19 protein-coding genes are annotated in these 17,433 nt (G+C 72.8%); 14 read left to right on the top strand and 5 right to left on the bottom strand.

Annotated elements, in window-relative coordinates; translation table 11 throughout:
• Positions 1 to 110 precede the first annotated feature (110 nt).
• From ACZ5ON_RS17640 to ACZ5ON_RS17625, 4 genes are all read left to right on the top strand, one after another.
• Complete coding sequence (locus tag ACZ5ON_RS17640; RefSeq protein WP_465592750.1) at positions 111 to 527, top strand: TOBE domain-containing protein; 417 nt, start codon at positions 111 to 113, stop codon at positions 525 to 527.
• 66 nt (positions 528 to 593) lie between these two features.
• A complete protein-coding gene (locus ACZ5ON_RS17635; RefSeq protein ID WP_465592747.1) occupies positions 594 to 1,301 on the top strand; it encodes a glycerophosphodiester phosphodiesterase in 708 nt (235 codons plus the stop codon).
• Positions 1,298 to 1,528, top strand: a complete 231-nt coding sequence (locus tag ACZ5ON_RS17630) for a hypothetical protein (RefSeq protein WP_465592744.1) — start codon at positions 1,298 to 1,300, stop codon at positions 1,526 to 1,528. Before ACZ5ON_RS17635 ends, ACZ5ON_RS17630 begins: the two co-directional genes overlap by 4 nt.
• Complete coding sequence (locus ACZ5ON_RS17625; protein WP_465592885.1) at positions 1,468 to 1,728, top strand: DNA glycosylase AlkZ-like family protein; 261 nt, start codon at positions 1,468 to 1,470, stop codon at positions 1,726 to 1,728. Before ACZ5ON_RS17630 ends, ACZ5ON_RS17625 begins: the two co-directional genes overlap by 61 nt.
• A gap of 175 nt (positions 1,729 to 1,903) precedes the next feature.
• On the opposite strand, the gene ACZ5ON_RS17620 is transcribed toward ACZ5ON_RS17625, so the two are convergent.
• On the bottom strand, positions 1,904 to 2,362 hold the full coding sequence (locus ACZ5ON_RS17620) for a nuclear transport factor 2 family protein (RefSeq protein ID WP_465592741.1): 459 nt from the start codon (positions 2,360 to 2,362) through the stop codon (positions 1,904 to 1,906).
• A gap of 342 nt (positions 2,363 to 2,704) precedes the next feature.
• Between ACZ5ON_RS17620 and ACZ5ON_RS17615 the strand changes: the two genes are divergently transcribed.
• The 10 genes from ACZ5ON_RS17615 (at position 2,705) to ACZ5ON_RS17570 (ending at position 12,197) form a co-directional block, all read left to right on the top strand.
• Positions 2,705 to 3,736: an AI-2E family transporter gene (locus ACZ5ON_RS17615; RefSeq protein WP_465592738.1), complete on the top strand. Its 1,032-nt coding sequence runs from the start codon at positions 2,705 to 2,707 to the stop codon at positions 3,734 to 3,736.
• Between the two features lie 71 nt (positions 3,737 to 3,807).
• Positions 3,808 to 4,788 (top strand): alpha/beta hydrolase, encoded by a 981-nt coding sequence (locus ACZ5ON_RS17610; protein ID WP_465592735.1) that lies wholly within the window; start codon positions 3,808 to 3,810, stop codon positions 4,786 to 4,788.
• Positions 4,781 to 5,626 carry a spermidine synthase gene (locus ACZ5ON_RS17605; RefSeq protein WP_465592732.1) on the top strand — a complete coding sequence of 282 codons (846 nt, stop codon included), beginning with the start codon at positions 4,781 to 4,783 and terminating at the stop codon, positions 5,624 to 5,626. The genes ACZ5ON_RS17610 and ACZ5ON_RS17605 overlap by 8 nt, the downstream gene beginning before the upstream one ends.
• A 72-nt stretch (positions 5,627 to 5,698) precedes the next feature.
• Entirely contained in the window at positions 5,699 to 6,595 is an 897-nt protein-coding gene (locus tag ACZ5ON_RS17600) for a class I SAM-dependent methyltransferase (protein WP_465592729.1), read from the top strand.
• Positions 6,596 to 7,011: 416 nt separating this feature from the next.
• On the top strand, positions 7,012 to 7,515 hold the full coding sequence (locus tag ACZ5ON_RS17595; RefSeq protein ID WP_097234875.1) for an RNA polymerase sigma factor: 504 nt from the start codon (positions 7,012 to 7,014) through the stop codon (positions 7,513 to 7,515).
• Positions 7,512 to 8,339 carry a zf-HC2 domain-containing protein gene (locus ACZ5ON_RS17590; protein WP_465592726.1) on the top strand — a complete coding sequence of 276 codons (828 nt, stop codon included), beginning with the start codon at positions 7,512 to 7,514 and terminating at the stop codon, positions 8,337 to 8,339. The genes ACZ5ON_RS17595 and ACZ5ON_RS17590 overlap by 4 nt, the downstream gene beginning before the upstream one ends.
• A 32-nt stretch (positions 8,340 to 8,371) precedes the next feature.
• On the top strand, positions 8,372 to 9,181 hold the full coding sequence (locus ACZ5ON_RS17585; protein WP_465592723.1) for an ABC transporter ATP-binding protein: 810 nt from the start codon (positions 8,372 to 8,374) through the stop codon (positions 9,179 to 9,181).
• Positions 9,178 to 10,575 carry a hypothetical protein gene (locus tag ACZ5ON_RS17580; RefSeq protein WP_465592720.1) on the top strand — a complete coding sequence of 466 codons (1,398 nt, stop codon included), beginning with the start codon at positions 9,178 to 9,180 and terminating at the stop codon, positions 10,573 to 10,575. The genes ACZ5ON_RS17585 and ACZ5ON_RS17580 overlap by 4 nt, the downstream gene beginning before the upstream one ends.
• On the top strand, positions 10,572 to 11,138 hold the full coding sequence (locus ACZ5ON_RS17575; protein WP_465592717.1) for a hypothetical protein: 567 nt from the start codon (positions 10,572 to 10,574) through the stop codon (positions 11,136 to 11,138). Before ACZ5ON_RS17580 ends, ACZ5ON_RS17575 begins: the two co-directional genes overlap by 4 nt.
• Before the next feature lie 381 nt (positions 11,139 to 11,519).
• Entirely contained in the window at positions 11,520 to 12,197 is a 678-nt protein-coding gene (locus ACZ5ON_RS17570; RefSeq protein WP_465592714.1) for a DedA family protein, read from the top strand.
• A 318-nt stretch (positions 12,198 to 12,515) separates the two neighbouring features.
• Here the strand turns inward: ACZ5ON_RS17570 and ACZ5ON_RS17565 are convergent, their stop codons facing one another.
• The 4 genes from ACZ5ON_RS17565 to ACZ5ON_RS17550 form a co-directional block, all read right to left on the bottom strand.
• Positions 12,516 to 14,096: an FAD-dependent oxidoreductase gene (locus tag ACZ5ON_RS17565; RefSeq protein ID WP_465592711.1), complete on the bottom strand. Its 1,581-nt coding sequence runs from the start codon at positions 14,094 to 14,096 to the stop codon at positions 12,516 to 12,518.
• A 285-nt stretch (positions 14,097 to 14,381) separates the two neighbouring features.
• Positions 14,382 to 15,017, bottom strand: a complete 636-nt coding sequence (locus tag ACZ5ON_RS17560) for a cyclase (RefSeq protein WP_465592708.1) — start codon at positions 15,015 to 15,017, stop codon at positions 14,382 to 14,384.
• Between the two features lie 277 nt (positions 15,018 to 15,294).
• Positions 15,295 to 16,116 carry a GNAT family N-acetyltransferase gene (locus ACZ5ON_RS17555; RefSeq protein ID WP_465592705.1) on the bottom strand — a complete coding sequence of 274 codons (822 nt, stop codon included), beginning with the start codon at positions 16,114 to 16,116 and terminating at the stop codon, positions 15,295 to 15,297.
• Between the two features lie 185 nt (positions 16,117 to 16,301).
• Positions 16,302 to 17,393 carry a hypothetical protein gene (locus ACZ5ON_RS17550; RefSeq protein WP_465592702.1) on the bottom strand — a complete coding sequence of 364 codons (1,092 nt, stop codon included), beginning with the start codon at positions 17,391 to 17,393 and terminating at the stop codon, positions 16,302 to 16,304.
• Positions 17,394 to 17,433: the final 40 nt, after the last annotated feature.

The following is a 17,433-nucleotide window of genomic DNA, read 5'->3' as shown; positions in this document are numbered from 1 at the left end:
AGGAGCGGAGACGGCTCCGATCGACCCTTGGTCGAACCAGGACCGCCGGGTACGGCAGGATGGCCCCGGAGGAGAACAGCCCCCACCGGACCACACCGCCAGGAGCGCTCATGGGCCAGCCCGACCGGCCGATCAACCCCTACCGCATCGGCGAGGCCGCGGCGCTGCTCGGCGTCAGCGCCGACACCATGCGGCGCTGGGTCGATGCGGGCCGGCTCGCCGCCCAGCGGGACGAGCACGGGCACCGGATCATCGCCGGGGCCGAGCTCGCCTCCTTCGCCCGTGAACTGGCCAGGCCCGAGAACGCCGCGACCGAGGGCCGTCCGTCGTCCGCGCGCAACCGCTTCCCCGGCATCGTCACCGAGGTGGTGCTCGGTGACGTGGCCGCGCAGGTGGAGATCCAGGCCGGTCCGTTCCGGGTGGTGTCGCTGATCAGCCGGGAGTCGGCCGAGGAGCTCAACCTGGTGCCCGGCGCACCCGCCACCGCCGTCATCAAGTCCACCAACGTGGTCGTGGAACGCCGCTGACCGGCCATCAGCCGTGTCCCGCCGCGTCACGCCATGTCCCGCCACATACCGCCGAGTGAGATAACCGTGCCCGCTCCGTCCTTCCGTCCGGTGCTCGCCGTCGCCCACCGGGGTGACCCGTACCGCCACCGCGAGAACACCCTCGCCTCGGTCGAGTCGGCGCTCGCCGCCGGAGCCGACGCCGTCGAGGTGGACGTCCAGCTCACCCGCGACGGTGTCCCCGTCCTGCTGCACGACCCCACCCTGGAGCGCCTCTGGGGCGACCCGCGCCGGATCGGCTCGGTCACCCTGGCGCAGCTCGGCGAACTCGGCGGCGAGCTGCGGGTGCCGACCCTCGCGGAGACGCTGAAGACGGTCGCCGAAACCCCGGGCGCCAAGCTCCTGATCGATCTGGACGACGCCACCCCGGTGGCCGCCACCTGGGCCGCCGTCACCGGCCTCGGTGCCGAGGACCGGGTCGGCTTCTGCGGCCCGGTCGCCGCCGTGCTCGCGGTCCGGGAGCACGCACCGGACGCCGACATCGCCCTCACCTGGAAGCACCCCAGGCTGCCCGGCCGCCCGCTGCTGGACGACCTGCGGCCGCGCTACGTCAACCCGCCCTTCGGTCTGGTCGACGCGGCCTACGTGGACGCCGCGCACGAGCTGGGGCTCGCCGTCAGCACCTGGACGGTGGACACCCGCCGCACCATGCTCCGGCTGGCCGCGGCCGGTGTGGACTCGCTGACCAGCAACCGGATCGCGGTGCTGCGCAGGGTGTTGGACCGCAGGCGGTGAGCGGCGGCGGCCGGCGGCTGCCGGTGCTGAGCACCCGTGCGCTCGGGCGGGCGCTGCTGGCCCGTCAGCACCTGCTCGCCCGGACCGCCATGGCCCCGGCGGCGATGATCGGGCACCTGGTGGGCCTGCAGGCGCAGGCCGCTCCCGAGCCGCCTTACTCGACAACCTGCTGCTCTCGCACGCCGACCGCAGCCGGGTCCTGCCGGAGCGCCGCCGCCCCCGGGTGATGACGCAGAACGGCATCGTGCTCGGAACGGTGCTGGTGGACGGACTGGTGGCGGGTAGTTGGCGGCTGGACGGGGACACCTTGCGGGTGCGGCCGTTCACCGCCCTGGATCGACCGACACGAGCCGAACTGGTCGAGGAGGGCGAGCGGTTGCTCGCCTTCGCTGGCGGTGGGCGGATGGCGGTGGAGCAGACGGACTGACTCAAGTCCCCTCCGGCGGAGTGGACTTGCCGCGATATGGCCGCCACCGGCACGCGCCGCACGACCCGGTTCGGAGCGCTGGTACTTGAGGTCGCCGGGGTCCTGCCCGAGGTCCCGGCGGTGCCTTGCGGCGGGGGCCCGCCCCGAGGACGGTCCGAGCAGGCCCTCGCGCGGCTCACCACACGGGGAGGAGCAATCCGCGCTCGTGCTCCGGCCGCGGGCCGAAGATCCGTCGTTCCGTCCCGTCGATCCGGACGTCGTTGATGCTGGCCTCCCGGCGGCGCATCAGCCCGTCCTCGGTGAACTCCCACAGCTCGTTGCCGTAACTGCGCCACCACTGGCCGGACGTGTCGTGGTGCTCGTACTGGAACCGGACCGCCATGCGGTTGCCCCGGAAGCCCCAGAGCTCCTTGCGGAGGGCGTAGTCGAGCTCCCGGGACCACTTCTCCCGCAGGAAGACCGTGATCTCCGCCCGGCCCGTGAGGTACCGGTCCCGGTTCCGCCAGACCGAGTCCTCGGTGTAGGCGAGCGCGACCTGCTCGGGGTCGCGGGTGTTCCAGGCGTCCTCGGCGGCCTGGACCTTCTGGAGGGCGGTCTCCTCGTCGAACGGGGGGAAGGGCGGACGTGCTGCCACGGCGGGCTCCTCTCGGGAAGCGTGCAAGCAACTAATGCGTTGGATCCATTTCTACCATTAGCTAATCCATGATGGGAGTGCCCGCCCCCGGTGCGGCGGATCAGGCCGCGGATCGGAGCCCGGCCCGCGCGAGCGCCGGGCCGGGGGGAGGACCGGGAGCGGAAGATCGCGCGCCGCGAGGTCGATCGTCGGACATTCCGTCAGATCACGTGCTGAGATGTGCTGAATCAGGACCACTCGGGCGAAGCTGGAGTCGGGATGTCGGTGGAGACCACACCCCCAGGCGCGGCGGGCGAAGGCCCCGGGGGCGGGCGGAGACCGGATCCCACGCTGCCGCCCGCGGTGCGCAGGGCGGCGGCCTGGTCGGCCGCGGTGATCCTGCTCCTGGCGGTCGCCGGGTTCCTCGTCTTCGCCTTGGTGCAGCTGAGGGCGGCGACGGTGCCGCTGGTCCTGGCGCTGCTGGCGACCGCGCTGCTCCAGCCGGTGATGCCCTGGCTGGTGGCACGCGGACTCGGGCGGGCCATGGCGGCCGGGCTGACCTGCGCGGTGCTGGTGATCGCGGTGTTCGCGGTGCTGGCCGTACTGACCAACTCACTGGTGCACAGTGCCCCGCAGATCGCCGACTCACTGCGGCACGCGGGCGACCAGGTGGCCTCCTGGCTCGGACCGCTCGGGGAGAAGATCCGGTACGCGCTGTCGCAGTCGGCGGGCTCGGGCAGTTCGCTGGTCTCCAAGCTGGCCAACGGAGTCATCTCGGGCCTCGGGTTCGCGACCCAGGTGATCACCGGCGGAGTGCTGGCACTGGCACTGGTCTTCTTCTTCCTGCGGGACGGCCACCGCAGCGGCGACCTGGTCCACTCGGTGCTGCCGCCCGTCCGGGCCGGGACGGTGATCGCCTGCGGGGAGAAGGCGTTCGCCGCGATGGCCGGCTTCATGCGCGGCACCACCCTGATCGCACTGATCGACGCCACCTTCATCACCATCGGCCTGCTGCTGCTCGGGGTGCCGGGCGCGCCGGGACTGGGCGCGCTGGTGTTCATGGGCGCGTTCATCCCGTTCATCGGGGCGTTTCTCTCCGGCACGGTGGCCGTGCTGGTGGCACTCGCGGACGGCGGCCTCAGCACCGCGCTCTGGACCTTCGGGGTGGTGCTCGCCGTCCAGATGATCGAGGGCAACGTGCTGCAGCCGGTCATCCAGAGCCGCACGGTCGAACTGCACCCCGCCACCATCATGATCGCCGTGGTGGCGGGCTCCGGCGTGGCCGGGATCCTCGGCGCACTGCTCGCCGTCCCGGTCAGCGCGGCCGGCCTCGGTGTGATCTCCGTCCTGCGCGACCGGGCCTCGGCGGCGGCTTCGGAGGGCACTGGCGCCTGACCGCCGAGGGCCTGGCGGTATCGTCGGTGGTCCTGGGAGGATGGTCCTGTAACGGCAGGTCAGAGCAGAGAATGGGTGCGGCAGCAGACGTGGAGTTCCGAGAAGACATCCTGGGTGCCCCGTACGAGGCGGCCGAGCTGCCGCTGGCCTCCGACGAGGAGGGCGCCGTCAGCGCGACCCTGGTGCGCCGGCTGGTCCCCGGGGCCCAGCGGGCCGTGCTCTACCTCCACGGCTACACGGACTACTTCTTCCAGACCAACCTGGCCGAACACTTCGTCGCGGCGGGGTTCTCGTTCTACGCCCTGGACCTGCGCAAGTACGGGCGATCGCTGAGGCCGCATCAGTCGCCGAACTTCGTCCGCGACCTGCGGGCCTACGACGAGGAGCTGGACGAGGCGGTCCGGATCATCCGGGACGTCGACGGACACACCCAGCTGCTGGTCAACGGCCACTCCACCGGTGGTCTGATCGCCGCGCTGTGGGCCTCCCGCCGGGCGCGCCGCGGGCTGGTCGACGGACTGTTCCTGAACAGCCCCTTCCTGGCGATGCCCGCCGCCCCCGCCGTGCGCAACCTCGGCGCGCCCGCCATCGAGGCGATGGGCCGGCTCGCACCCACCACCAAGCTGCCCGCTCCGCTCAACCCGCACTACGTGCACAGCCTGCACCGCGACCACAAGGGCAGCTGGGACTTCGACCTCACCCTCAAGCCCGCCGAGGGCTTCCCGCTCTTCGCCGGCTGGCTGGCCGCCATCCAGCGCGGCCACCGCCGGGTCCGCCAGGGCCTGGGCATCGACTGCCCGGTCCTGGTGATGGCCTCCACCGCCTCCATCGTCACTGCCAAGTGGGACCCGGCACTGCACCACCGGGACGCCGTCCTGCGCGCCGACGACATCGCCGCGCTCGCGCCGCGCCTGGGACGCCACGTCACCACCGTCCGGATCGAGGGCGGCGTGCACGACCTGGTGCTCTCCGGCGAGCAGGCCCGCGCCCAGGTCTTCGCCGAACTGGACCGCTGGATCGACGCGTACTTCCCGGCGCTGCCGCATGAGTAGGCAGAAGGGCCGTCCGGTCGAGCGGCAGGTCGCGCTCGGCACCGCGAAGCTGTGGCCCGACCTCGACCGCGAGCACGGCTGGATGCTCACCCTGGACGGCACCACCCAGTCGTACGTGGACCTGGCCGACCCCACGTACCTGGAGTTCGAGTACATCCAGCGGATCGCCCATCTGGTCGACACCGTCGCACCCGCCGGGCAGCCGCTGGAGGCGCTGCACCTGGGCGGCGGCGCCCTCACCATCCCGCGCTACCTGGCCGCCACCCGGCCGGGCTCGCACCAGCGGGTGGTGGAGGTGGACGGTCCGCTGATACGGCTGATCGCCGAACAGCTGCCCTGGCCGGACGGCATCGACGTCGACATCGCCGACGCCCGCGAGGGCCTGCGGCAGGCCCCGGTGGCCGGCGCGGACCTGGTGGTCGCGGACGTCTTCCACGGCTCGCGCACCCCGGCGCACCTCACCTCGGTCGAGTTCCTCCAGCAGGTACGGGCCGCGCTGCGCCCCGGCGGCGCCTACGCCGCCAACATCGCCGACGGGCCGCCTCTCGCCTTCGCCAGAGCACAGGCGGCCACCGTGCGCGCGGTCTTCCCGTACGCCTGCCTGGCCGCCGAGCCGTCGGTCCTGCGCGGTCGCAGGTACGGGAACATCCTGCTGATCGGCTCCGACCGCCCGCTGCCGGTCGAGGAGCTCGGCCGCCGTCTCGCCGGTGACACCTTCCCGGCCCGGCTCTGCGAGGACGCCGAGCTCGCCGGCCTGGTCGGCCGCACGCGGCCGGTACGGGACGCGGAGGCCCAGGACTCGCCGCCGCCGCCCGAGGGCGCGTTCGGCCTCGACTGAGCGGCCGCGCCACCGGTCCGGTGCCAGAATGCCGACGGCAGGCTACGTGCGGACCAGGCGGAGGAGAGTCGGATGGCGGTGGATCAGCCCGGTGGTTCCGGGGTCTCGTCCGAAGGAGCTCCGGGGATCCCGTCCCGGGGAGAGGTGAAGGCCGAGCTGGAAGGGGTCTCCGAAACCACGCTCTGGACCCTCTACCAACGGGCCGTCGAGGCCCGCCGCCCCGACGGACTGCTGCACGACCCCAAGGCCGTGGAACTGGTCGAGCGGATCGACTTCCCGTTCGCCGAGCGCTTCGGCAGCAGTGATCTACTCGCTCAGCTGCAGGCACTGCGGGTGGGCTCCTTCGACCGCGAGGTGGCGGACTTCCTGGCCCGGGAGCCGCGCGGCACGGTGGTCTGTCTGGGGGAGGGGCTGGAGACTCAGTACTGGCGGGTCGACAACGGCCGGGCCCGGTGGCTCACCGTGGACCTGCCCGAGTCGGTGGCGCTGCGCGAGCAGCTGCTGCCGCTCGGGCCGCGGCAGCGTTATCTGGCCGCTGACGCCACCGAGCTGGGGTGGGCCGAGGAGGTGGACCGCAGCCGTGGGGTGCTGGTCACCGCGCAGGGCCTGTTGATGTATCTCCGGCCGGCCGAGGTGCGGACCTTGATCGCGGGCTGTGCCGAGCGGTTCCCGGGTGGCTCGCTGGTGCTGGACGCGGTGCCGCGCTGGGTCAGCCGGCTCACTCTGAGCGGCAGGATCCGCATCCACGGCTACCAGGTGCCTCCGATGCCGTGGGCGATGGACGCGGATGAGAGAGCCAAGCTGCGAACTGCCAGTCCGGCGGTGGCCGCGGTGCGGGACGTCCGGCCGATCGGCGGGCGCGGGCTGGTCGGTGCCCTGCTGCCGTTCGCGCTGACCGTCCCGCCGCTGGCCACCCGCCGCCCCTCGGTCACCGTCCTGGAGTTCGCCGGGCAGCCCGGGCGGTCGTAGACGAAGGGCTGGTGGCTGCCGCGCCGAAGTTCTGGCCGAAGAGCCGGGTGGGGAGGCTGCCGGTGAGAACGCGGCGTCGCCGAGTGGTCCTGTGCGGGTGATGCGACGACTGCTGCAGGACCATCTGGACCTGCGGTCCGTACCAGCTGCTCGGCGCTCAGACCGAGTGGCCGGTGTCGCCGGTTCGAAGATCGACGGTCACGCTGCGTACGCGACCACAAGAAGTGGACCAGCGCCCGTTGTCGCCTACACAGCCAGGCGACGGAGTTTCGGAGGGATCACAAACCTCCGCACGCGACACTGTGACGCAGGTCACGGCGGATGTAGAACCTGTGCGCCGCATCGGGCGTCTGGCTGGTGTGAGATCACGCAGGAGAGCACCGGACGAGCTGGATGAGGAACGCCTCGTCCGGCTGGTGGCCAGAGGTGACCGCGGGGCGTTCGACGAGTTGTACCGGCGCACGTCGCCGTGGCTGGCGGTGCGGTTGCGCCGCCGCTGCGCGGACGAGCAGATCGTCGCCGAGGTCATGCAGGAGACCTATCTGGCGGTGTGGCGCGCGGCGGGCGCGTTCGCCGGGAGCGCGGTCGGCGGGACGGCCGTCGGGTGGCTGTGGACGATCGCGGCGCGCCGCCTGGTCGACGCCTTCCGGCGCCGTGCCCACCACGCCGAACCGCCGGTCGCCGCCGCCGAGCGGGCGGTGGTGCCCGCGGCGGAGGAAGAGGCACTCGCCGGGACCGTCGGCGGCGACGTCGGCGACGCCCTGCGGCGACTTGCGCCGGAACTCCGAGAGGTACTGCAGGCCACGGTGCTCGACGGGCTCTCCGTCCGGGAGACCGCCGTCCTGCTCAGACTGCCCGAAGGCACGGTCAAGACCCGCGCCCGCCGGGCCCGGATCGCGATGCGGGAGGCGCTGGCATGAGCAGGGAACACGCGTCGAGGCGGTCGATCGACGACTACGCACGTGGTGACCGGGCGATGGCCGCGGACACGGTATGGGCGTTGGAGGCCCATCTTGAGACGTGCGCGCCGTGCCGGAGCCACCTGGCGGCCTCCGTGAGCACCGGGGCGCCCGACGTCGCCGCGCTCCTCGACACCGTCCGGGCCGGTCTGGAACCGCAGCTGGACGCGGCCGTCAGGGCGCCCTCGCGGCGACACCGCCCGAGGTGGGTCTCGGCCTGGCTGACGCCGGTCATGGCCCCGTGGTTGGCCATGACCGTCGTCGTCACCCTGATGGCGCTGCTGTTGGACGCGGTCGCGTCGCCGACGTCCTTCGGCGGCGCCTCTCCCTTGTTGCCGATCGCGCCCGTGCTGCCGCTGTGCGGTGTCGCCGTGTCGTGGTCGCGCAGACTGGACCCGGCGCACGAACTGACGGCGTCGACCGCCCGAGCCGGCCTGCCCCTGCTCCTCAGACGCACCACGGCGGTCCTCGTGGTGGTCCTGCCCGGGCTCCTGGTGGGGGGATGGCTGACCGGAACCATGACGGCCGCGCAGTGGCTGCTGCCCTCCCTGGCCTTCACCTCCACCGCCCTGGCGCTGGGCAGCGTGGTCGGCGTGACCCGCGCCGCCGCCGGGCTGCTGATCGCGTGGGGCGTCGTCGTCGTGCTACCCGTGTGGGCCACCGGCCGCGTCCCCCTTGTCCTGCGGCTCGTCCTCCAGCCGGACCGGCTGCCCGTGTGGGGGCTGCTCCTCGCGCTCGGAATCGGCGCCGTGATCGCCCGGAGAAACGCGTACTCAACGCTGTGAAACCATCATCGACCCTCGTGAGGAACCACCGCATGACACCTGTGACGAGCGCGGCCGACACCGCGCCGAAGACCTACGCCTGGGAGATCCGGGCCAGCGGCCTGAGAGTGCGCGTCGGACGGAAGAAGATGGCCGTCGACGGGCTCGACCTCTCCCTGGGCACCGGCGCCCACGGCCTCCTGGGGCCCAACGGAGCGGGAAAGACCACCTTGATCCGGGCGCTGGCCACCGTGCTGCGCCCCGCCGAGGGCGAACTGGAGCTGCTCGGCACCTCCATGGGCGCGATGGGCGACCACCGGGCCCTGCGCCGCCGGATCGGCTACCTGCCGCAGGATTTCGGCTACTACAAGCGCTTCACGGTGCGTGAGTTCGTCGAGTACATGGCCTGGTTGAAGGAGGTGCCGAAGGCGGACGTCCCCGCGGCCGTCCAGCGGGCCGTGGAGCGGGTGGGCCTGGCGGACCGGGCCGACCACCGGATGAAGACCTTGTCCGGCGGCATGGTGCGGCGCGCCGGCATCGCCCAGGCCATCGTCAACGACCCCGCGGTGCTGCTGCTGGACGAGCCGACGGCCGGCCTGGACCCGGCGCAGCGGCTGCGCTTCCGCGAGCTGCTGCAGGAACTTGGCCGCGACACCTGTGTGGTCGTCTCCACCCACCTGGTCGAGGACGTCGCGGCCGCCTGCTCCGACGTGGTGCTCTTCGCCGACGGCCGCCTCGTCTTCCAGGGCACGCCGGACGACCTGGCCGCGGCGGGCGGCCCCGAGTACCCGGGCGACAGTCCCCTGGAGCGCGGCTACTCGGCGCTGCTCCGCAACTCCGGGCAGCAGGGAGGCATCTGGTGATCGGACGTGTCCTGCGCATCGAACTGAAGCGCTCCGTCGCCCCGTGGGCCGGCGTCGTCGTCCTGGGAGGCAGCCTGGCGATCTTCTTTCCGATCGACGGGATCTGGTGGAGGGGCAACGCGGGGTGGACGGCCCAGTGGACCTCCATGGCCATGTGGACCCGGTACTGGCTGGCCTTCTGGTGGCCACTCGCGGTGGGCATGGGGGCGGTGTACGGGCTGCGCGAATCCCGGTCGCGGACGGCCGAACTGCTGACGACCACGCCGCTGCCGGCCTGGCGCCGTGCGGCGCTGCCCGCAGGTGCGATGGCGCTCGCGCTGGCGTCGGGCTTCGGCCTCCTGGTTCTCGTGGGCGCAGTCCAGGTGGCCCTCGGCCGGACCACCTACACGCCCCTCGGCTGGCTGCCGATCTCGCTCGTCGCGGGCTTGGCCCTCGTCGCGGGGGCGGTGTTCGGCATGGGTGTCGCGCGGACCCTGCCCTCCGTGCTCACCCCGCCGGCCCTGGTGGTGGTCTTCCTCATGGCGAGCCTCCTCGTGGCGCCGAAGAGTGACGGGGCACTGCCGTCGAGCAGCGCGCCGAACCGGCTCGCCCAACTGTCCCCGGTGACCGCGGAGCCGAGGGAGATGCTGCTGACCCTGTCCGGCTCCGTGCACCTCGGTCAGACGCTCTGGCTCCTCGGCGTGCTCGCCACCGGCTTCGCACTGCTGTCGGCCGTGACCCGCCGGGCCCGGCTGCTCGCGGTGGTCCCCGTCCTGGCCGGCGCGGCCCTGGCCCTGCCGGTCCTCCCGGCCACTCCGCGCGACACCTACGTCGTCGACAAGGCCGCCGCCGCCCTGGTCTGCGACGGACCGGTGTGCGTGACGCAGGCGAACCGCTCACGCCTGCCCGAGCTCGCGCTGCGCGGCAAGGAGGCGCTGCGCGTGCTGCACGACGTCCTGGGCGACCAGGCGCCGAACTCGGTGCGGGAGGACACCACGCTGCGCGCGCTCGGCGACGAACGCGAACTCTCCGGCGACGTGGTGCTGGTCGACTTCGACGACCGGCTGCTCGCCGATGCCGCAGGTGAGGACCTGACCCGCGCGCTGATCGCCCAGGGCCTGGCACCGAGCTGCCACGGGAACAACGACCGGGAGGGCGGGGGGCGCCGCGGCGTCGCCGCCCAGAGCGTCGCCGTGAGCTGGGCCCTCCGTGATTCCCGACTCCAACCGCTGGACGACAGGAGCAGCGACGCGTACGGGCCCAATACCTGGGCGGACGCCGACGTCGCCTGGCAGAAGCTGACGGCGCTGTCACCGGCCGAGCAGCGCTCGCGGATCGCCGAACTGCGCGCCGCCGCGCTCTCCTGTGCGGGGTACGACCAGCTTCCCGTGCTGATGGGGGAGGTGCCGCGATGAGATGGCTGATCCTGTACGCCCGTTCGCGACAGGTGCCCACCTCGGCCGTTGCGGTCGCGCTCACCGCGTTGGCGCTGTGGGCCCTCAACGGCCCGGGCCCGGTGGACCTGGGGATGGTGATCCTGCTCCTCACCGCGAACGTGGCGGCCGCTTCCGTCGGGCTCGGTGGGCCGGATGTCGTGCTGGAGAGGACGGCCGCGATCCGGTGGGTGCCCCGCCGGGCGGCGCACGTGCTGCTGATCGGCGCGTTCGCCGGAGCAGCGCTGCTGGCGGTCCAGGCGGTGGGAACGAAGCTCGCCCCCACCGAGGTCGTCGTCCGGGACAGCGCGGGCCTGGTCGGCCTGGCCGCGCTCGGGGCGGCGCTGTGCGGGGCACAGTTCGCATGGACCCTGCCGATCGGCTGGCTCGCGTTCACCCTCCTCGTCCCGACTCCGCGCGGCACCGCGGGACAGGTGGTCAAATGGATGATCTTTCCCCCCGGCACGGCAGCGTCCACCGGGACCGCGTGGGCCCTGCTGGTGACCGGCACCGTGGTGTACGCCACAGCAGGACCAAGACGGTAACGGGCACGCCCCGCGCCTGCGCTCCGGGGGCCCGTGATGGTCTGCAGGAAGCTCCGCTCGCCGCTCGTTGAAAAGTGCGGCCGCCGCTGATCGGTTCCCGGCGGCCGTCGGTGGTGGCGCTGCGCTTCGCGGACCGCGGGGATGAGCAGTCGGCGTCAGGCCGGCCTGGAAGACACCGGGCGGGTAGGGGCCGGGGCGGAGCCGGTCGGCTGGGAATCGGGTGCGTAGGAACCAAGCCCAGCCGACGGGCGTTACCAAACCTCGGAGGTCGGCTCTCGGGTTACCCTCCCTTGAACGGGGGCTCGTCGGGGAACGCGAGCCCTTTCCTGCTCGTCATGCGCGAGGCGCGCCGTCTCGTGCTGCCCACGGAGGTAACCGGTTTTGCACATCGATCAGTGGATCGAGAGTGTCCCGCCGACGGCCGTCTACGCGCTGGTCGGGCTGATCATCGGAGTGGAGAGCCTCGGTATCCCGCTGCCCGGAGAGATCGCCCTGATCACGGCCTCCATGATGGCCGTAGGCGGAACGATCAACCCCTGGGGGGTGGCGGCCTGCGCGATCCTGGGGGCGATCGTCGGTGACTCGATCGGGTACTCGATCGGCCGCAAGGGCGGCAAGCCGCTGTTCGAGAAGCTGGGCCGCAAGTTCCCCAAGCACTTCGGGCCCGACCACCTGGAGTCCGCCGAGCGCTCGTTCCAGAGGTGGGGCATGTGGGCGGTCTTCTTCGGTCGGTTCATCGCGTTGCTGCGGATCTTCGCCGGGCCGCTCGCGGGCGCGCTGCGGATGCCGTACTGGAAGTTCCTGATCGCCAACGTGCTCGGCGGGGTCGCCTGGGCCGGCGGCACCACGCTGCTGGTCTACCAGGTGGGCAAGGTGGCCGAGAAGTGGCTGAAGGACTTCTCCTACATCGGCCTGGTCGTCGCCCTCGGCATCGGTGCGGCCTCGGCCTGGCTGTTCAAGCGGCGGGCGGCCAAGGCCCACGCCGCTCGGACCGCCCACGCCGCTCAGGCCGAGACCGCGAGCGGCGGCGAGGGCCGGCTGGAGCCGGTCAAGGACTGACGGTCCGTCGGTCCGGGCGGCCGACGCTGGTGGAGGCAGGGGTATGCGAGTAGGGCTGCTGAGGACGGGGCCGCGGGCCGCGCGGGTGCACGCGCCCGGGCTGGCGGCGCATCCCGGGGTGGCGTTCGCCGGGGTCTGGGGCCGGCGGCCCGAGGCGGCGTCGGCGCTGGCGGCGGAGCACGGCGTGCCCGGCTCACCAGGGCGATCAGTGCCCGACGCACCCGCAGTCGGGCGGGCAGGCTCAGCAGCCCGGCAGCAGCCCCCGGTGGGACGGCCTGCCGCGCCGGCACGAACGGTGTGAGCGGATGGCTCGTCGGCTCAACGAGGACCCCTTCGGTCCGCTCCGGCGGTAGCGGGGAAGTCCGCTCCGGCGGCCACGGGGAAGTCCGGTCCGGCAGCAGCGTGGGAGGGAGTGACGAGTCCGACCAGGTCCCGGTACTCCAGCACTCGGCTCGGCAGGTCGAACGCGACCGCCGCCACGGTCTGCGAGCCGTCCCGGGTGTCGCGGTGGAAGGTGGCGACGAAGCGCTCGGAGCGCAGCGACCCTTCGGCGATCCGGACGCGCTCCGCCAGCGCGGGCAGGCCCACCGCCTGGATCCGGACGCCGTGCTGCTCCGACCAGAAGCGCGGCACCGGGGCGAAACGCTGCGCCCGGTCGGGCCCGCGCAGCAGTGAGTCGGCGGCGTGCTGGCCCATCTCCACCGCGTGGATGAGGTGTTCCACCCGGCGGGCGACGGAGTCGAAGCGCTCGTTGGGCCAGCGCGCCACATCGCCGGCCGCCACCACGTCGGGCATCGGCAGGCCGTCCGGGTCCAGCACCCGGCAGAAGCGGTCGCAGCGCACGCCGTCCCGGATGTCCAGCCCGCTGCCGCGCAGCCACTCGGTGCGGGGGACGCCTCCCACGCCGAGCAGTACCAGGTCGGCCTCGACGGACGAGCCGTCGCTCAGCCGCAGCCGCAGTCCGTCACCGGTGTCGGCCCAGTCGGTGATCCGGGTGCGCAGCCGCAGGTCCACCCCGGCGCGGCGGTGGATCCGGCCGACCACCTCGCCGAGTTGCGGGCCGAGGATCCGTTCGAGCAGCCGGTGACCGCTTGCGAGGAGCGTCACGTCCAGGCCCAACCGGATTGCGGTGCAGGCCAGTTCGCAGCCGACGAAGCCGCCGCCGACGACTACCACCCGGCGCAGCGGGGCGTGCTGCAGGGCCTGCCGGAGCGCCGCCGCGTCCTCCAGGGTCCGGATCGTGCGCAGGCGGGGGCTGAAGACCGGCCGTTCGGGCAGCTGCCGCGCGGCGACACCGGTGGCGATCACCAGCCCGTCGTAGGCGAGGTGTTCCGCGCCGCGCAGTTCCAGCGTCCGCCGCACCGGGTCGAGGCCGACCAGCTGGGTACCCGGCAGCCAGAGCGCGTCGGTGTCCTGGTGGAAGGCCAGGTCCTCGCCGTGCAGTTCACCGGTGAGGAACTGCTTCGACAGCGGTGGACGGCTGTAGGGCAGCCTGGGTTCCTCGCCCACCACGACGAGCTCGCCGGCGAAGCCCCGCTCGCGGAGCCGGGTCGCCGCGCCCAGCCCGGCCGGCCCGCCGCCGGCGACCACGATCCGGCCCGCGCTGCGCCGTGCCGCCGTCCTGGGACGCGGCCGTCCCGTGCGACCGGGGGGTGTCTCCCGCACCGTGATGGCCCGCATCGGGCAGAGCCGGGCGGCCTGTTTGGCCGCCGCCGCGTGCTTGGCGGGTACGGCGGTCTCGTAGTGGAGCGAGCCGTCCGCCGAGATCCGGAAGGTCTCCGGGGCTTCCTGCTCGCAGATGCCGTAGACGTGGCAGCGGTTGTTGTCCACGCCGACCCGCACCGGCGCGGTTCCCGGGAACCGGCCGAATCCGCCGGCGGGATCGGCTTCCGTGGCCATGGGGGTGGATCGCCTCTCTGACGTACCATCACAAGATGTCGGTTCGGCTTGCGTTGGCCGATCCTACGGGCGTGCCACGCTCGAAAATCCCTCCGGAAGCCATGACTAAGGAAGCTTTAAGGTTCGCCGATCGTCTTCGGAAGCCGTTCGGGCGGATCGCGGCCGGGAGTCGTGGCTGTCCGGGTGTCCGGGCCCGCAACTGCGCGTCCGGGGCCGCTGTCCGGGTCCACCGTCCGGTGGCGGTGGGCCCGGGAGGAGCGGTGGGTCGCCGAGCTTGGGGGACGCTCAGCTGACACCGGTCGAGCTGAGGACCGCCTGCGGCGAGGGGAAGCAGGCGGTGGGCACGTCGACCGTGAAGAAGGCGATCGGGACGGTCGCCGTGAAGGTCAGCCCCGGGTTCGAGTAGTCGGTGCCGCCGAGTGCGGTCTGGACGGTGCTCCCGGAAGCGCCGGCCGTCAGGTCCAGGGTGAGGGCGGGCAGGGTGAACGTGCTTCCGCCGGCGATCGAACTGCTCAGCTTCACAACGACGTTGCCGCCGTTGACGGCGACGCTCGCGCTGCCGGGGTCGGTGCCGCCCGAGACCGACTCGTCGACCAGGGTGGTGTTCGCGGGCACCGGGACGGTGAGTTGGATGTTGCTGATCGACTGCAGGGTGTACCCGCTCACCGAGGTCGGGACCGTGAGCGGGTCGGGCGCCAGTGTGACGGAGAACTGGCTGCCGGCGGCCACCGTCTGCGGCGCGGTGGCGGTGACCGCGGCGTGCAGGGTGAAGGTCTGGGCGGAGCCGATCGGCGGCGTCGCCTGGCAGGCAAGGCTGAGCGAGGTGTCGGCGGCCGACGCGGGCGGAGCGAGCAGGCCGGCGGTGGCCAGGCCGCCGGCCAGTACTGTCGAAACACGGGTGAGGGCGGATCTCGTCTTCATGCGCACTTCTCCTGCTTCGTCCGGGATGACTCGTCCGGGAGTCGTTTCCTTGGCCATGCCAAGGCGGTATCAGGATGGGCGCCTTCTCCGAGCACAACAAGCCTGCAAGTCAGAGAATATGAGACATTTTCAGCCATTCCTATGCGGCATTTGCTGCTGGCGTGATAATGGTCAACGCTTGACGCTGGCCCCTCGGGGCCCGGACACCGCCGGGACCTCGGGGCGGACGCCGCGGCGAGCACGGTGAGCCGGCCACTGCAGGCTCCGACGGTGGTGCTCAGCGCGCCGGGCCGACCCAGTAGACGATCTCCTGGCGCAGCGGGACGAAGCCCGCCGCCTCGGCCAGGGCGCGGCTCGGCCCGTTGGAGCCGGGCACCGTCCACGTGGGGATCCGGCCGCGGCGCCGGATGGCGCCGGTGACCGCACCGACGCAGGCCAGGGCGAGGCCGGCCCGGCGGAACTCCGGGACCGTCACCACGGCCACGTCCTCGTGGACCTGCCCGCGCAGATAGGTGGTCGCGACCGACACCAGCCGGCCCTGGAGGAAGGCACCCCAGGCACCGGCTGCGGCGGCCGGTGCGCGGTTCGGGCCGTCCGGCCCCCAGGTGTCGGTGATCCAACCCAGTCCCGGTGCCAGACCGGAGAGTTGGGCCAGCTCGTCCGCCGTGGTCAACGGCCGCAGCCGGATGCCGGGGGGAAGGTCCGCCGGGCGCGGCGGGTGCTGCTGGGCGCAGATCACCCGCACCCACGGCATCACCGAGGTGAAGGTCCGTCCGAGCAGCGGGAGGAAGCGGTCGGGTGCGCTGAACTGCCCGCGGCCGAGCGGGGCGAGCCGCTCCGCCGGGAGGAGGCGCGGGTCCCCGCGCAGGACGCGGTGCGGGCCGCAGTGCACCAGTGCGGTGCGCGGGAAGAGCGCCCGGTCGGCCCAGTACGCGCCGTTCCCGGTGAGCAGGACGTGCGCGGCCAGGGTGCCTGCCCCGGGCGTCTCGGGGCGGAAGAAGGAGTCGAGGAGCGGGTGGCGGCCCGCGCCGTGGACCACCGGACGGGGCGGTACGGCGGCGGCCGCCGAAGAAGACCTCTGGAGAGGACCGTTGGGCACCCTCCTAGTGAACGCCTCCCCCGGGCCGGGAGCACGTAGGCTTGACGGGTTTCTGGCGGCGGGCCGCGTGTTTCTGACGGTCCCTTGGCGCGATGAGCGGTGAGGTCGCTGGCCTCGGACTCTTCGCGTACCCGGTCTACCGAGCCGGGCTCGGTACCCCCGGGGCGGCGCGGGTGTGCCGGCGGTCACGCGGCCTGGGGCCGGCGGTCGGCCGGGCGGCGGGGCGGGATCGGGGTGGACGGGAAGTCCCGGGGACCGGACCAGAGGGCGGGGACGGCGTCGCCGCGCCGGGCCAGCTCGTAGGCGAGGAACTCGTAGTTGACCCGCCAGCCCCGGAAGTGCGGCCAGGCGTCCACCGGTTCGCGCTCCTTGACGAAGCCGCTCGCGATGATCATGGCGACCGCCGCGTCGAACTCCTGGAAGGTGAGGCGGATCGGGGTGTTCGGCTCGGGATCCGGGTCGAAGTCGACGCGCAGGGTCCGGGCGATGTCGCGCAGTGCGGTGAACCCGGCGCGCAGCACCAGTCGGGCCTCCGGCGGAGCCGAACGGGGACAGAGGGCCAGCTGGATCGCCGCCGCGTCCATCACCGCGAGCAGCGAGACCACCCAGTTGCGGTGCGGCTGCGGGGAGCGGAAGGCGAGCAGCACCGGGTAGTTGGAGTGCCCCTCGCCGATGTCGGCGGCCAGCCGCTCCCAGTCGCGGTAGAGCTGCGGCAGCGCGGTCTCGGTGTCCACCAGTGACTGCCGGGCCAGCAGTTCGGGCCCCCAGGCCGGTTCGCCCGCCCGGGACTCCAGCAGGGTCACCTCCACCTCGCGCCGGTTGTAGGAGGAGTAGAGGGTGGGCAGGTAGCCGATCAGCAGGGCGATGGTCAGCGGGCCGCTCGCCGCGGCCAGGAAGTCCAGCGAGCTCAGCCGCAGCCGGGCGCTGCTGGCGAAGCCCAGGGTGAACAGGCTGGACCCGGCCTCCCGGAAGGAGACACCCCAGTCCAGGTTCGAAGTGCCGTGCAGCAGCAGGGTGTAGGCGCAGAGCATCCCGATCAGCCAGGTGGCGAGCATGCCCACCAGTACCAGCGGGGCCAGCCAGGTCAGCGCCCGGTCGTGTGCCTGGTACGTGCCGCCGAACGGCCCGGCCAGCTGTTTCAGCACGGCACGCAGACAGGCCCAGAGCCGGTAGATCAACGCGGAGTAGAGCCCGCGCGGCACCACCAGGGTGCGCAGGATGCTCGCCGCCGTGGTCAGCAGGATCAGCAGTCCGGCCAGGGTGTAGATCAAACTCATGCCGCCATTGTGGCCCGGCGGTCGGTCCGCGCTGTTCGAC

The sequence above is a fragment of the Kitasatospora sp. NPDC032150 genome (assembly GCF_055579945.1).
The sequence above is the reverse complement of the archived record's forward strand: the minus strand, read 5'-3'. Positions and strand labels throughout refer to the sequence as shown.